We start from the raw sequence: 14,729 nt of genomic DNA, 5'->3' as shown, positions 1-14,729 counted from the left end.
TAGCGGGCGGCGGTCTCGCGGCTGCAGCGGCTCACTGGCCGTTCCGGCTGCGGGCGCGGTGCCAGGCGGCGTCGGCCAGCAGGCGCAGGCCGTTGAGTCCGACGATGACGGTGGAGCCCTCGTGGCCGGCGACACCGAGGGGCAACGGGAGGGTGCCGGCCAGGTCCCAGATCACCAGGCCGGTGATGAAGAGCGAGGCGATGACCAGGTTCTGCACCACCAACTTGCGGGCCCGGCGGGAGAGCGCCACGACCGTGGGGATGGTGGCCAGTTCGTCGCGCACGACGACGGCGTCGGCGGTCTCCAGGGCGAGGTCGGATCCGGCCCGGCCCAGGGCGATGCCGGTGTGGGCGGTGGCCAGCGCCGGGGCGTCGTTGACACCGTCGCCGACCACCAGAACCTTGTGCCCGGCCTGCTCCAGTTCCTGGACGGCGCTGACCTTGTCCTGCGGCAGGAGCCCGGCGCGGACATCGGTGATGCCGACCTCGTCGGCGAGGCGGGCCGCGGCGCGCGGGTTGTCGCCGGTGATCAGGACCGGAGAGGTGCCGGTCAGGCTGGTCAGCGCGGAGACGGTCGCGGCGGCGTCCTCGCGCAGCCGGTCGGCGATGCCCAGCACCCCGACCGGGGTGTCGTCCACCTCGACCAGCACGGCGGTGCGGCCCTCGCTCTCCAGCTGCCAGGCGACCGCGGCGGCAGGGTGGTCGGTGCGGCCGTTCAGCAGCCGGGCGGGGCTGCCGACCGCCACGCCGCGGCCGTCGACGGTGGCGGTGACCCCGGTGCCGGGGGCGGAGTTGAAGTCCTCCACCAGCGGAATGTCGAGGTCCCGGGTGCGGGCGGCGTCCACGATGGCGCGGGCCAGCGGGTGCTCGCTGGGGTGCTCGGCCGCCGCCGCGAGCCGCAGCAGCGCGTCTTCGGTCAGGCCGGAAGAGACCAGCGGACGGACGTCGGTGACCCGGGGGGTGCCTTCGGTCAGGGTGCCGGTCTTGTCCAGCGCCACGGCGTCGATCTGCCCGAGCTGCTCCATGACCACGGCCGACTTGACCAACACGCCGTGGCGTCCGGCGTTGGCGATCGCGGACAGCAGCGGCGGCATGGTGGCCAGCACCACCGCGCACGGCGAGGCGACGATCATGAAGGTCATCGCCCGCAGCAGTGTCGGCTGCAGTGCGGCGCCGAACAGCAGCGGGACGGCGAACAGTGCGATGGTGGCCGCGACCATGCCGAGGCTGTAGCGCTGTTCGACCTTCTCGATGAACAGCTGGGTGGGCGCCTTGGTCTCGGAGGCTTCCTCGACCATGGCCACGATCCGGGCGATCACCGAGTCCGACGGGTCGCGTTCGACCTTCACCCGCAGGGCGCCGGTGCCATTCAGGGTGCCGGCAAACACCTCCTCCCCCGCGTCCTTCGCCACCGGCAGCGGCTCCCCGGTGATGGTGGCCTGGTCGACCTCGCTCGCCCCGTCCAGGACACGGCCGTCGGCGCCGACCCGCTCACCGGGTCGCACCAGGATGGTGTCACCGACCGCGAGCTGCCCGGTGGCCACCGTCTCCTCGCCGCCGTCGTCGGCGATCCGGGTGGCGGTCGTCGGGGCGAGGTCCAGCAGGCCGCGCACCGAGTCCGCGGTGCGGGCGGTGGCAATGGCCTCCAGGGAACCGGAGGTGGCGAAGATGACGACCAGCAGGGCGCCGTCGAGGACCTGCCCGATCGCCGCCGCACCGATCGCGGCGACCACCATCAGCAGGTCCACATCCAGGGTCTTCTCACGCAGTGCCTGAAGGCCCGCCCAGCCCGGCTCCCAGCCGCCGATCGCATAGGTCAGCGCGTACAGCGGCACCCAGGCCCACGCCGGAGCTCCGAGCAGCTGCAGCGGCAGCGCGATCAGGAACAGCACCAAGGCGGCCGCGGCCCAGCGGGCCTCGGGCACCGCGAAGATCCGGGTGCGGCGCCTGGGCACCACCGCGTCACGGACGGCGCCGCCGGCCGGAGCCGGACGGGTCAGAGTGGAAGGCATGCGGCGGTGACCCTTCACGCGGGAACTCGGCGCCCCACCACGATACAGGAACACATGAACATTTCTTCATTTGTTCCTGGGTGGCCGGTATCATCGGCCCCATGGGCCATGGAGCCGTCACCGCCGCCGAGAACGCCGTCCCGCGCACCCGCCTGGACGCGACCAACGCCGCCAAGGTCGCCACCACGCTCCAGGCGCTGGCGACTCCCTCACGGCTGCTGATCCTTGCCCGGCTCCGCGAGGGACCACTCGCGGCCACCGACCTGGCTGCCGAGGTCGGCATGGAACAGTCCGCCTGCTCCCACCAGCTACGGCTCCTGCGCAATCTCGGCTTGGTGGTCGGCACCCGCAAGGGCCGCTCGGTGATCTACGCCCTGTACGACAACCACGTGGCCGAGCTGCTCGACCAGGCGATCCACCACGTCGAGCACCTGCGGCTTGGTATGACCGACACCCCCGCCGAAGCGGTGGAGCCGCTCTCCACGATGGCAGCGGCCCCGGCGGACGCCTTGTAGTCCCGGTGACCGACGAAGGGGAGCAGCCGGAAGCCCTCCCCGCGCAAGGCCCGGTCAGGCGCCGGATACTGTGGTGGCTGAGCATCGTGTGCGGGTCCCTGCCGTGCGTGGCGTGGTCGTCGTCGTGACCGTTGCCGGCCTCGCCGTCGCCGGATGCTCGGTGCCAGGCCCGCGGGTACCCCGATGCGGCGCCCGGCCCTGCGCGTCGTGTTGGTGGCGGCGCCGCCATGCTCATCACCGCTCTGGTGGGCCGGATCGCGCATGTGGCCGGCATCTGACCGACGCGGACCGCGGGCCTTCCCGCAGTGGTCGGCCTGCCGGCGTCGCCGTTGTGCTACAGCAAGGTTCGCGGTCAGCAGCCGCCGGGGGGTTGCACCGGTCGGGGCGCGTGCGGCGGAGCCTGGCCATCGCTCGCGCGGGACCAGATCAGACGCGCCGCGACCGCCGGCGCGGCGCGCGTGTATCGGACAGGCCGGGTTTGCTCGCGGTGCGGGCGTCGGATAGCCACGGAGAGGTGAGATTTCACCGCGACCAGGACCATTCACATCTTCCCAACGCGCCGTTCGCTCATGTGACCGCGTCCGAGATCAGCGCCAGGGAGTTGGCCAGCACGCCGATCACGACCTCGGCGGCCATGAAGGTGGCGATCAGTGCGAGCGCGATGGTCAGCCAACGCCGGTCGGCGTCGGCTGACACCCCGTGGGAATCCCCTGCGTGCCCGCTGCCCGGCTCGTGCCCGCCGTCGTCGCGGTCGCGGTCGTGGTCGTGCGTGCTCATACGGTGTGCCCTCCCCGGGCCGGTGGGGCCGTAGGCGTCAGTGGAGCGCGGATCGGCCGAAAGTCCGAAGGCTGCGCGGGTTGCCGTCGTCGTCGCCGGTCCGCCCGCCACCGAATCCACCGGCGGGAGGCACGGGGGCGGTGGTTAGGCGGCCTGGTGGTGGGCCAGTGCGGCGTGCGGGTCTTCCCCGCCGGTGCGGGTGGGGTCGGGGTGGATCAGAGCGGCGGTCAGCCGGGGAACGGCGTGCAGTAGGGCGTGTTCGGCGTCGACGGCGACCTGGTGTGCGGACCACAGGCTGAGGGAGCCGTCGACGACGACGGTGGCCTCGGCCCGCAGCTGGTGGCCGATCCACCGCATCCGTACCTCGCCCACCCCGACCACGCCGGGCACCTGGCGCAGGGCGGTCTCCGCGGTGTCGACCAGGGCGGGGTCGACGGCGTCCATCAGGCGGCGGAAGACCTCCTTGGCCGCTTCCTTGAGGACCGCCAGGATCGCGACGGTGATCAGCAGGCCGACTATCGGGTCCGCCAGCCGCCAGCCGAGCGCGGCCCCGCCGGCGCCGAGCAGGACGGCCAGGGAGGTGAAGCCGTCGGTGCGGGCGTGCAGCCCGTCGGCGACCAGCGCCGCCGAACCGATCCGCCTGCCGGTGCGGATGCGGTAGCGGGCAACCCACTCGTTGCCGACGAAGCCGGTCACCGCGGCGGCCGCGACCGCGGGCAGGTAGCCGACGTCGCGCGGGTCCAGCAGCCGGTCGATCGCGGTGTAGGCCGCGAGCGCGGAGGAGGCGGTGATGGTGAGCACGATGGCGATCCCGGCGAGGTCCTCGGCGCGGCCGAGGCCATAGGTGAACCGGCGGGTCGCGGCTCGGCGGCCGAGGACGAGCGCGATGCCCAGCGGTACGGCGGTTAGGGCGTCGGCGCCGTTGTGGATGGTGTCGCCCAGCAGGGCCACCGACCCGGACAGGACCACGACCAGGGCCTGCAGCACGGTGGTGACGCCCAGGACGGCGAGCGAGATCCACAGCGTGCGCATGCCGTCCGCGGAGGCTTCCATCGCCGGGTCGACCTTGTCGGATGCCTCGTGGCTGTGCGGGGTGACCACGTGCGCGGCCCGGTGCCGCAACCGCGCCCACCGGCCCGGTCCGGGCTCCTGGTCATGGCCGTGCCCGTGCCTGTGCTCGCCGTGGTCGTGCCCGTGCTCGCCGTGGCCTGCGTGCTCGTGCCGGTGGCCACCGCCCCGCCCGTGGCCGTGGTTGTGGCCGGGCGGCTCGCGGGTCGTAGTCGGGTCGCTCACGGCAGCTCACGCCTTCCGGTTCGGGGGTCGACATGGCAGGTCGACATGGCAGGCCGGTTGGACACCGGCGATCCACCGCCCCATCATGTGCATATGAGTGCACGCATGCAACTATCAGGTGCGCACAGGCCGCAACAGCCAGACGATGGCGAGCGTCTGGCCGTGGCGGCGGAGGTCCTGGGGCTGCTGGCCGACCGCACCCGCCTGGCCCTCCTGCAACGCCTGTCCGAGGGCGAGGCGGACGTGACCACCCTCACCGAGGCGTGCGGCGCGGCCCGGCCCTCCGTCAGCCAGCACCTGAGCCGGCTCCGCCTGGCCGGACTCGTCACCACCCGCAAGGAGGGCCGCCGGGTGGTCTACGCCCTGCGGCACGGCCACCTCCGCCGCTTGGTCGCCGAAGCCCTGGGCGTCGCCGACCACCAACTCGGCCGTCTCCCGCCCCACGACTGACAGCGCGGCCCTCACGTGCCCGGTGGGATGATGGTCAGAGCCAGTGTCTACGTTTGAAGAACGTGTAGAGGCTGGTGCAGACGACGACAGCAAAGGGGACCCGGACGAGATCCTGCCACTGTGCACCCGCGTCCGGGATGCCGGCGGCGTGGCCACGCTTAATTACGAATAGATAATTATGATCTAGCAACGATGCTGCACGCATAACTATGCCTTGGCAAGGGTCTAGTCTGTGTGGCGTGACCAACGACCAGCGGCGGCCGGTGCAGGAGACAGCCGGACCCGCCGTGGACCCCCGGTGGGAGGAGCTCGCCGACCTGGCGTTGATCATCAGCCGGGAGATCCAGTTCCGTGGCTACATCGACGAGCGGGCCGTCACCCTCACACAGTCGGAAGGCATGGTGATGCGCTACCTGCAGCGCGAGCCGACCGCGACCCCCAGCCGGATCGCCGACGCGACCGGACTCCAGCGCACCAACCTGTCCGCCGTCCTGCGAGGACTGGAAGGTAAAGGGCTCGTCGAACGGCGGGCCCAGCCGGACGACCGCCGCGGCGTGATCGTTCGCGCCACCGAACGCGGACGCAGCAACTACGCGCTGGTACGGAACGAGTGGGCTGCGGCGGTCTCCGCCGCGGCTGGCAACGACACCAGCCACCTCGACTCCGCGCTCAGGTTGCTGCGCACAGTCACAGCCGGCCTGGTGGAGATGCGCCCGCGCAGCCCGTCCTCCACACCCGCGGCGTGACCAGCTTCGAACCACGCCGCGCGGGCCGGTCTACTCCAACGCGAAGCGGCCACTCTCGCGGGGCATTTCACCCTCCGAGGCAGAACGCGGAGCCCCATCGGGCGCCCACGCCTTTGGTAGCAGCCGTCAGCCGTGGTCGTCGGTGATCTCGACACTGAGCGCGCCGAGGCCGGTGATCTGCCCTTCGAGGCGGTCGCCCACCTTCAGCCAGGTGCCCGTTGCCAGGCCAACGCCGGCCGGCGTGCAGGTCATGACGACGTCGCCCGGCTCGAGAGTCACGTGTTCGCTGACGCGGGCGACCTGCTCGCCGACGTCCCAGATCATGTCGGCCGTGTTCGCGTCCTGGCGTAGCTCGCCGTTGACCCAGAACCGCAGGTCCAGGTGGCCCGGGTCGACGAAGCGTGCTGGCACGACCGCCGGGCCGAGCGGGCAGCTGTCGTTGAACGCCTTGCCGCCGAACAGGTCGAACTTCACCAGGTGCTTGGGGTGGCGCTGCCAGTCGCGCGCGGACAGGTCGATGCCAATGGTGTAGCCGGCGATGTGGTTCCTGGCCTCGGCGACGCTGATGTGCCGGCCGCGCTTGCCGATGACGAAGGCCAGCTCGAGTTCGTAGTCGAACTTCGCCGACTGCACCGGGTAGCGCACCGAACGACCCGACCCCACGAGGGTGGTCGTCGGCGGCTTGAGGAAGAACACCGGGATGTTGTCCTCCTTGCTGAACCCCGTATGGCCGCCATCCCTGGTGACGTGGTCGTAGTAGTTCGAACCGGTGCAGATGACCTTGTGGGGGTACTGCAGAGGCGTGAGCCAGTCCTCCAGCCGGGCTGGCGCCGACAGCGACGGCGATGCGTCGGGTTCTGCGGTCAGGCGGCCGGCGGCGGCGACCAGGGCCGGCTCCGCCCCTGCCCAGCGCTCGAACACGGTCATCAGCCCGCCACGCCCTGACACGGCCAGCTCGGGGGCGACGTCTGGGATGCGGTAGTACCGGTCGCCGACGACGAGTGTCGGCGTCGGTGAACCGTCCACGTTGATGGTGGCCAGGGAGAAGCTGGTCATGTGATCACTTTCCCCGGGTTGGCGAGCATCGACCAGCGCTCGAGGACGAGCTCGAGATCGGACAGTGGGTCGGCGAGCAGCCGCCGGCTGATCGCGCGCACGAGGACGCGCCCCGGCTCGTCGAGGTACTCCACCGGCGAGCTGCCATCCACCCGGGCCAGCGCGAGCGCGGGCAGGAGCGTCGCGGCCCGAGCTGTGAGCGCGGGCACCGGTTCCCAGATGACACGGGCGGTGTAGGCGTCCGTGAGCGCGCGGGCCGCGGCCTGGAGCTCGGCGGCCAGGCACGGGAGCCTGACCGACTTGAGCAGCAGATGGTTGAGGCAGAACGCGAGGTCGAAGGCCGGGTCGCCGAACCAGGCGCACTCGGCGTCCAGCAGCACCGGGCCGTGCGGGCTGAGCAGGATGTTCTTCGGGCTCACGTCCCCGCGGACCACGGCCAGGTGGGTGTTCGCGGTCCGCTCGGCCAGCAGCGCGAACCTCGGCCGCAGGTCCGGGTGGGCTCGGGCGGTGGCGCGCAGGTAGGGCTCGATCCGCAGCGCGTCGAAATTCTCGTCCGTCGCGAAGCGGGTCGCGTTCGCCGGGTCGGCGGCGCTCGCCGCGTGCAGGTCACCGATCAGGTCGCCGACGGCCCGGGCGGCACTGACGTCGACCTCGCCAGCGAACAGCAGCGTCTTCCACACCGGATAGCGCTCGGGCGGGAGGTACTCCATCGCGAACAAGCCCGCCTCAGGGTCATGGGCGAGCACCCGCGGCACCTGACCGGGACGGAGCGGCCGCGCGAACCGCAGCCAGGCGTACTCGACCGCGTTGCGGGAAACCGGCGCGAGCCAGGTGTCGGCCACCTTCAGCTGCGGCAACGACCCCTTGACGCACAGCGACCGACCGGCCACGTCCACGCGCCACAGGTCGGAGGACACGCCGCCGGGCAACGGTGTGAGTAAGGGCTCGGCAGTGGGCGCGACGAGATGGTTGCGCCGCAGGAACTCAATCACTACCAGGCGCTGCTCAGCGCCGGACCGGCTCACGCGCTCAGCCTCGCCGTCGCCTGGTGGTTGCGCGAGGCATCCGGTGCGGCTGGGTATCCGCGGTACGACAGCGTGGGGTCCTCGGCGATGCGCAGCAGCTGGTTGTACTTGGCCAGCCGCTCGGAGGAGCGCACCGAGCCGACCTTGATCTGCCCGGCGCCGGTGCCCACCGCCAGATCGGCCAGGAAGTCGTCCTCGGTCTCCCCGGACCGGGCCGACACCACCGGGGCGTACCCCGCGGCGCGGGCCTCGGCCAGGACCTCGAGAGTGCCGGACAGGGTGCCGTTCTGGTTCACCTTCACCAGCACACCGGTCGCGCAGCCCCGGGCGATGCCGAGCCGCAGGCGGGTCAGGTTCGTGGTGAACAGGTCGTCGCCGATCAGGTGCACCCGCGCGCCGAGGCGGTGGGTGATCTCCCGCCAGCCCTCCCAGTCCTCCTCGTCGAGCGGGTCCTCCACCGACAGGACGGGGAAATCCTCGACCCAGGAGGCGACGAGGCCGAGCACGGTCCAGCCGGCGGCGGCCAGCAGGCGCAGTACACCGCGAACGGGCGCGGGGAGTGACCGAGGTGCGCGGGGTCGCGCCATGAGCGGCTCTTCGGGCGGTCATGAGTGTGCTCCTGTGCGAGCGAGATTCTCGCCGTCTGGGGGTTCGGAGAGCGGGCGCCCGGTGTCGAGCTTGCCGCCGAAGACCCGGTGGGCGAACACGTTGTAGGCCACCACCAGGGGCATGTTGAGGCCGATGCCGACGAGGATGAACACCATCGTGTTGTGGGGACCGACCGCGCCCTCGACGGTCAGGTCCGGCGGCACGAGGACCGGATAACGGGCGACGGCGAGCGCGAGAATCACTGACACCGTCGCGACGACGAGGCCGCCGATAGGCAGCGTGTCGGCGGCGCTAGACCGTTGGCTCCACAAGAACGTGACCATGGCGGTCGTTGCCCCCGCCGCGGCGAACAGCAGCAGACCGCCGAAGGCGAACGCCCGTCCTGGGCTGCTGAGGTCCAGCCGCGCGGCGGTGTCGTTGATCGCGAAAAGGGCGGCGACCAGCAACGCGGCCGTGAGCGCCGTGCACGCCAGCCCGCGGCGCCCGGCGGTCTCGCGCAGGCTCCCGGACGACTTCTGCTTGGTGTAGGCGTAGCCGAGGGCGGTGTACCCCGCGGTGACGGTGACCCCAGCCAGCGCCGAGAACCAGCCGAAGGCGCCGAACGCCGAGCCTGCGTAGGCCCCGTTGCTCACGCGCAGCGCCGATGTCAGCGTGCCCAGCGCGAAACCCTGGCCGAACGAGGCCAGCAGGGATGCGATTCCGAAGGCGGTCGTCCAGCGGCGGCCGGGCGGGGCCTGGGACGCCATCTCGATGCTCACGCCGCGCACGATCAGCGAGACACGATCAGCGAGAACAGCACAACGGTCATCGGGAGGTAGGCGTGCGGGAGGACCGTGCCGAACGCCAGCGGGAACCCGGACCACAGCGCGACGCCGAGCAGGATGAGCCAGGTCTCGTTGCCATCCCAGGCGACCGCGACGGACTCGAGCATGCGCCGCCGGTGCTCGCCGTCGCGCTCGAGCAGACTCGCCACGCCGACCCCGAGGTCGTAGCCGTCCAGCACGATGTAGGCAAGAAAGCAGACGAGCACCACCGCGAGCCACAGCGAAGTGATCATCGCGTCGCCACCTCCGGGGAACTGAGCAGCGCGCGACGTTCAGCTGGTATCGGAACGTCCGCGGATTCGAGCAGAGTCAGATCCGGCGGCTCCGGTGACGGTTGGCGCCGTGGATCGTCCCGTTCGGGACCGATACGCATCGTGCGCACGACATAGGCGATGTACGCCGCGAGCATGCCGAGGTAGAGCGCCGAGAAGCCGATCACCGAGAACAGCACCTCGCCGGAGGCCAGCCTGGAGACCGCCTCGGACGTGCGGAGCTGACCGAAGACGACCCACGGCTGGCGTCCCGCCTCGGCGGTCACCCAGCCGCCGAGGATGCCGAGGACGCCGGCCGGTGTCGTCCAGAGAACGAATGCGTGGAATCGTCGCGCGGCCCACAGCCGGTTCCGCATGCGCAGGACCGTGGCGGCGAACGCCGTTCCGAACATCAGCAGTGCCGCGAGGTAATGGCGAACTGCCATCGGGACAATTCGAGCAGACTCATCACTGCTCCACGGGTATGTCCGCGGCGTGGGCTGTGAAGCGCGGCAGGAAGCGGCTGCCGACGACCAGTAGCACGACGATGCCGAGCTGGACGCCGACCGCACTGCCGAAGGCCTCCGGAATGCTGTGCGGTTCCAGCGCCAGGTACAGCGTGCCGAGAGTCGCGACGCCGAGCGCCAGCCCGGACTGCTGCAGGGTGATGAGAACGCCGCCGCCAACGCCGGCGAGGTGGGCGGGGACGTCGCTGAGCACGGCGCGGAACAGCCCGGCGAACAGCATCGACTGTCCGGCGCCGACCAGGAGCAGGGGTCCACCCAGTTCGGCGAGGCTCACGTGCGGCCAGCCGGTGGCGAGGATGACGATCAGCAGCGCCAGTCCGGTCCCCTGCACCAATCCGCCCACGGCGAGTACACCGCGGCCGAACCGGTTGATGAGCTTGGGACTGACGATCGAACCGAGGAGGAAGAGGACGGCCATCGGCAAGATCGCCAGCCCGGCCTTGAGTGGGCTGGCATGCAAGCCGCCCTGGACGGTGAGCGCGAAGACGAACATGAAGGAGCCGAATCCGAGGCTGAACGCCGCGATCATGGCCAGCCCGCGGGACATGGACGGCAGCTTGAGCAGTGACGGCGGCAGCAGGGGCACCTCGCCGCGTGTCTCCGCGCGTCGTTCCACGACGACCGTGACGGCGGCCAGCGCGACGGCGACGGCGAGCAGCACCCACGTCCAGGCCGGCCAGCCCAGCGTGTGGCCCTCGGTCAGCGGCACGAGGAGGGCGGTGAGCGTCGCCGCGAAGAGGACCGTGCCCGGGACGTCGATGCTGGCCGGGTGCGGGGACCGGTTGGCGGGGACGACTATGCGCGAGGAAACGAACACCGCGATGCCCAGGGGTACGTTGATCAGGAAGATGGGCCGCCAGGACGTGCCGGCGATGTCGGCGCTGATCAGCAGCCCGCTGGCCACCTGGCCGACCACCGCGGCGATACCCGAGGTCGCGCCGTAGAGCGCCAGCGCCCGCGTCTTACGTTCACCTTCCAAGGTTGCATGGCAGGTCGCGAGCACCTGGGGTACCAGCATGGCGGCCGCCGCCCCCTGCACCAGCCGGGCCGCGATGAGTATGCCGATGGAGGGCGCCAGCCCGCAGGCCAGTGACGCCAGGATGAAGCCGACCAGCCCCACCTGGAACAGGTTGTGGCGGCCGAAGCGGTCACCCAGCCGGCCCCCCAGGACGAGGACGGCGGCGTACGCGACACCGTAGACGGCCACCACCAGTTCCAGCGCGGCGGCGGACGCGTGCAGCGAGGCGTCGATCGTCGGCAGCGCGACGTTGACGATGAAGAAGTCGGCGATCGGCAGGAACGCGCCCGCCAGCAGGACGAGTACGCCGACCGGATGCAGGCCGCCGGCGCGCGCCACGGCACCCGGCGAGTCGGGTCGGACCGGTGCGGGTCGGGTGTCGAGAGAGGTCGTCACATGATCCTCCAGTTGTTATGACTACATCACTATATACCGATAATCATGATTGCGTCATAATTACCTGGGGTGTGGGCCTGATCCGCGACGGGGACCGACCAACGCGGGCAGGAGCTGCGGCTCGGCCGAGCGACGATCAGGGGTGGGCGGGGCTTGCCGACCTCGTGCTCGCCATCGCCAGGGAGATTCAGTTCCGCGGCTACATCGACGAGCGGGCCGTGCGCCCGCCACAGTCCGAGGGCATGGTCATGTCCGCCGACGTCTGCTCACGTCCACTGGTGTAGGTCACGGGCCGACTGACGTCCGCCGGGGTCCATGAACGTCCGCTGTCGTTCGCCGGCCAGCCCTATGCGGGCTCCCACCGGTGATCACCCGCCTGCGGTCCGCCCTTCGCCAAGACTCGACCGTTCGCCAACTCTGTGGGCAAGCCCAGGTGGTCAGGTCATGAGGCAAGAGCCGCGTCCAGAAACTCCCACCGCACGTGTCACTGGGAACCCGCGCCCAGGCTGTCGACAGCCAAATGCCCGAAAGCGTCGCTCCAGGCCGCATACCACTGGCGGAACCACGGATGGGACTGCGCGAGCGGGACGACAGAGCGCACCGTCTCCTGGTAGTACGAACGACGTTTCTCCGGCCGAGGATGTGTGTCCAGCCGCTGCACGTTGCTCAGCCGGTCCGCCAGCTTCACCAACAGTGCATCATCCGGGGCGCTAAGCAACCGTGTCAGATATGCCACCCGCACCTCCTCACGTGTCTGGCCCTCCGACGCTGCGGGCTTGGTCACCCAGTCGACCAAGCCCGCGACGCGGTCACCGAAGCGCTCGCGCACATCCTCCAGCGAGCACTCCGTGTCCTCGACCACATCGTGGAGCACGGCCGCGCGCAACACGTCGATGTCAGTCGTTCCGATCGCCTCCACCAACACACACACGACCTCAAGCAGATGCTCGGCATAAGGCTCACCCGCCGGCCGAGTCTGGTCCCCGTGCCACCGAACAGCGAAGGCGACCGCATCATCCAGCGAGGCTAGATCCTGTTCCGCAATGCGCCTGGCCAATCGCTCACGCACGGACGGCCAACCGGCCGCCGCCTCGAACACCTGCAACATGCCCCGAGCTCCCTTCACGTGCCACAGCGACCGACGGGGGCGCGCCTGGGCCATCGCGGACGGATCAGGCATCCCAGTCGGCATGCTGCAGCACGAAAGCAGGCTTGTGGGAACGCGGCGGGACGACTTCACGCCAGCGACCTACCAGGGCGCCTGGTGTCGGCGGGCCGCCAGGATCGTGATCCACTCCAATAGCCATAGGGATGGTTATAGGGATGCGCAACCTGGGCGCACAACCACCCCCCGGCACTACGCAAGGCCGCCGACGCCTACGACACCGCGCTCGGCGGCGCGCCGCGTCCGCCTCGCCCACCGGGCGGCCGGGACGCCTACGCCGACAGGGACAGGTGGGTGAGGACGGCCAGGACACGGCGGTGGGCGTCGGCGTGCTCGGGGACGTCGAGCTTGGTCAGGATACGGCGGACGTGTGCCTCGACGGTGCGCTCGGACAGCACGAGGCGGCGCGCGATGCCGGCGTTCGTGAGGCCCTCGGCCATGAGCCGCAGGACCTCGCGCTCCCGGTCGGTCAGCCCGGCGAGCGGGTCGTCGGCCCGCTGGGAGGCGAGCAGGCTCGCGACCACCTTCGGGTCGAGCGCCGAGCCGCCGCGGGCGACCCGCTCGGCCGCGGCGAGGAACTCTCCGACGTCGAGGACCCTGTCCTTGAGCAGGTAGCCGAACCCGCCGAGAGTGACGAGCCGGACGGCGTGCGTCGTCTCGACGTGTTGGGAGAGCACGAGCACCCCGGCCGCCGGGTGGCGCCGTTTGATCTCGCCGGCCGCTCGGGTGCCCTCGTCGGTGAACGTCGGTGGCATCCGGACGTCGACGTCGACGACGGCGAGGTCGGGGCGGTGCCGGTCCACGGCCTCGAGCAGTCCCTCCGGGTCGCCGACTGACGCGACGATCTCGTGCCCGGCATCCTCGAACAGCCGACCGAGGCCCTCGCGCAGCAGCACCTGATCCTCGGCGATCACCACTCGCATGGGTGCGCCACGCTCCCAGCCTCAGTCCAGTCCCGGTCGGTGGGGCGGTGGTCCGCGCGGCCCCTGGCCACGGCGCGCGAGGCCGCGGACCGGGTGGCCGTGGCGCGCCCGGCGGCGGGGCCGCGGACGCGGGCAGCGCGGCTCACGAGCCGCATGGCAGCTCGGCGGTGAGCACGGTGCCGGTGCCGGGACCGCTCGCGATCCGCAGCGTCCCGCCGAGGGTGGCGACCCGGTCGGCGAGCCCGCGCAGCCCGCTCCCGCGCGCCGGGGTGGCACCGCCGACGCCGTCGTCCGCCACCGCGACGACGAGCCGGCCGTCGCGGACCTCCACGGTCAGCTCGATCCGGCGGGCGTTCGCGTGTTTCACGGCGTTCGTCACCCCCTCGCTGCCGACGAAGTACGCGGCGACCTCGAGCCGGCGGTCCAGCCGCCCGCCGCCCGCCTGCTCGCGTCCGCCCGTGCTGGCGGAGCCGATGACCGCGTCGTCGGTCCCGGTGCCCGCGGCCACGTCCGTCGCCACGCCGGCCGTCGCGCCGCCGCGGATCGCGGCCGCCGTGCCCCCGGCCAGCGGCGCGGCGTCGGGGGCCGCGGCCGCGGTGGCCGCCGGTGACGTCGGCGCTGGGAGCGACCCGGTGGACGTGAACGTCGCCGCCACGGCGGGCGGCAGGTGCACGCGCACCTCGACCGGTACCGGGGACTGGCGGGCGACCTCGGCGAACGCGAGGGCGAGGCCGCCGCCCAGCTGCGCCGGCGGTAGGCCGCGGGCGAGCTCACGTAGCTCGTCGATCGCGGTGCCCAGCTGCGCGACCGCGCCGTCGAGGGTGCGGCTCACCCGTTCCGGCCCGGCGGCGCCGGCGCCGAGCTGGTGCTGCGCGTGCCGCAGCGCCAGCCCGATCGAGACGAGCCGCTGCTGCGCGCCGTCGTGCAGGTCCCGCTCGATCCGGCGGCGTTCCTCGTTGGCCGCTGCGACGATCCGCGCCCGCGAGTCGCGCACCTCGGCGAGCTGGCGGCGTAGCTCGACCCGCAGCCGGGCGATCTCGATCGCCAACCCGCCCGCCTGGACGACGTCCCGGGGCAGCGGGTCGGGCCGCGGGCGGTGCAGCACCAGCGCGACCGGCTCGTCGCGGCGGCTGATCGGCAGCC

Annotated in this window: 16 protein-coding genes; 3 read left to right on the top strand and 13 right to left on the bottom strand. The window is 71.6% G+C overall.

Translation table 11 applies throughout. The features are described from left to right. Positions 1–31 precede the first annotated feature (31 nt). Positions 32–2,011, bottom strand: a complete 1,980-nt coding sequence (locus tag BCD48_RS03345) for a heavy metal translocating P-type ATPase (RefSeq protein WP_071046742.1) — start codon at positions 2,009–2,011, stop codon at positions 32–34. Positions 2,012–2,112: 101 nt separating this feature from the next. Here BCD48_RS03345 and BCD48_RS03340 point away from each other — a divergent pair, with 101 nt between their 5' ends. Next, positions 2,113–2,526 (top strand): ArsR/SmtB family transcription factor, encoded by a 414-nt coding sequence (locus BCD48_RS03340; RefSeq protein WP_071046780.1) that lies wholly within the window; start codon positions 2,113–2,115, stop codon positions 2,524–2,526. A gap of 567 nt (positions 2,527–3,093) precedes the next feature. Here BCD48_RS03340 and BCD48_RS03335 read toward each other — a convergent pair. Further along, on the bottom strand, positions 3,094–3,303 hold the full coding sequence (locus tag BCD48_RS03335; RefSeq protein ID WP_071046741.1) for a hypothetical protein: 210 nt from the start codon (positions 3,301–3,303) through the stop codon (positions 3,094–3,096). 144 nt (positions 3,304–3,447) lie between these two features. Beyond that, on the bottom strand, positions 3,448–4,596 hold the full coding sequence (locus BCD48_RS03330) for a cation diffusion facilitator family transporter (protein ID WP_071046740.1): 1,149 nt from the start codon (positions 4,594–4,596) through the stop codon (positions 3,448–3,450). Between the two features lie 162 nt (positions 4,597–4,758). Between BCD48_RS03330 and BCD48_RS03325 the strand changes: the two genes are divergently transcribed. Together BCD48_RS03325 and BCD48_RS03320 are read left to right on the top strand one after the other, a co-directional pair. After that, on the top strand, positions 4,759–5,046 hold the full coding sequence (locus tag BCD48_RS03325) for an ArsR/SmtB family transcription factor (protein WP_241841480.1): 288 nt from the start codon (positions 4,759–4,761) through the stop codon (positions 5,044–5,046). 239 nt (positions 5,047–5,285) lie between these two features. Beyond that, positions 5,286–5,792, top strand: a complete 507-nt coding sequence (locus BCD48_RS03320; protein WP_198543057.1) for a MarR family winged helix-turn-helix transcriptional regulator — start codon at positions 5,286–5,288, stop codon at positions 5,790–5,792. Positions 5,793–5,918: 126 nt separating this feature from the next. Here BCD48_RS03320 and BCD48_RS03315 read toward each other — a convergent pair whose 3' ends face one another. The 10 genes from BCD48_RS03315 to BCD48_RS51925 form a co-directional block, all read right to left on the bottom strand. Then, a complete protein-coding gene (locus BCD48_RS03315; RefSeq protein WP_071046738.1) occupies positions 5,919–6,848 on the bottom strand; it encodes a fumarylacetoacetate hydrolase family protein in 930 nt (309 codons plus the stop codon). Further along, on the bottom strand, positions 6,845–7,873 hold the full coding sequence (locus tag BCD48_RS03310) for a phosphotransferase family protein (RefSeq protein ID WP_071046737.1): 1,029 nt from the start codon (positions 7,871–7,873) through the stop codon (positions 6,845–6,847). Before BCD48_RS03310 ends, BCD48_RS03315 begins: the two co-directional genes overlap by 4 nt. Continuing rightward, the gene (locus BCD48_RS03305; RefSeq protein WP_083418104.1) at positions 7,870–8,460 is read right to left on the bottom strand and encodes a phosphopyruvate hydratase family protein; all 591 of its coding nucleotides are present in this window, start codon (positions 8,458–8,460) and stop codon (positions 7,870–7,872) included. Before BCD48_RS03305 ends, BCD48_RS03310 begins: the two co-directional genes overlap by 4 nt. Before the next feature lie 18 nt (positions 8,461–8,478). Then, complete coding sequence (locus tag BCD48_RS03300) at positions 8,479–9,240, bottom strand: cytochrome d ubiquinol oxidase subunit II (protein WP_131803748.1); 762 nt, start codon at positions 9,238–9,240, stop codon at positions 8,479–8,481. 11 nt (positions 9,241–9,251) lie between these two features. Continuing rightward, positions 9,252–9,539 carry a cytochrome d ubiquinol oxidase subunit II gene (locus BCD48_RS54750; protein ID WP_071046735.1) on the bottom strand — a complete coding sequence of 96 codons (288 nt, stop codon included), beginning with the start codon at positions 9,537–9,539 and terminating at the stop codon, positions 9,252–9,254. Further along, positions 9,536–10,003, bottom strand: coding sequence for a cytochrome ubiquinol oxidase subunit I (locus BCD48_RS03290; RefSeq protein ID WP_071046734.1), 468 nt, complete (start codon positions 10,001–10,003; stop codon positions 9,536–9,538). Before BCD48_RS03290 ends, BCD48_RS54750 begins: the two co-directional genes overlap by 4 nt. A 22-nt stretch (positions 10,004–10,025) precedes the next feature. After that, positions 10,026–11,498: an MFS transporter gene (locus BCD48_RS03285; protein WP_198543056.1), complete on the bottom strand. Its 1,473-nt coding sequence runs from the start codon at positions 11,496–11,498 to the stop codon at positions 10,026–10,028. A gap of 484 nt (positions 11,499–11,982) precedes the next feature. Continuing rightward, complete coding sequence (locus BCD48_RS03280) at positions 11,983–12,606, bottom strand: HD domain-containing protein (RefSeq protein ID WP_071046733.1); 624 nt, start codon at positions 12,604–12,606, stop codon at positions 11,983–11,985. Positions 12,607–12,935: 329 nt separating this feature from the next. Beyond that, complete coding sequence (locus BCD48_RS03275; RefSeq protein WP_071046732.1) at positions 12,936–13,586, bottom strand: response regulator transcription factor; 651 nt, start codon at positions 13,584–13,586, stop codon at positions 12,936–12,938. A 142-nt stretch (positions 13,587–13,728) separates the two neighbouring features. Further along, on the bottom strand, positions 13,729–14,729 hold a 1,001-nt coding region (locus BCD48_RS51925; RefSeq protein WP_241841479.1), incomplete at its 5' end, for a sensor histidine kinase.

This window comes from Pseudofrankia coriaricola (genome assembly GCF_001854805.1).
GTDB lineage: Bacteria > Actinomycetota > Actinomycetes > Frankiales > Frankiaceae > Pseudofrankia.
The sequence above is the reverse complement of the archived record's forward strand: the minus strand, read 5'-3'. Positions and strand labels throughout refer to the sequence as shown.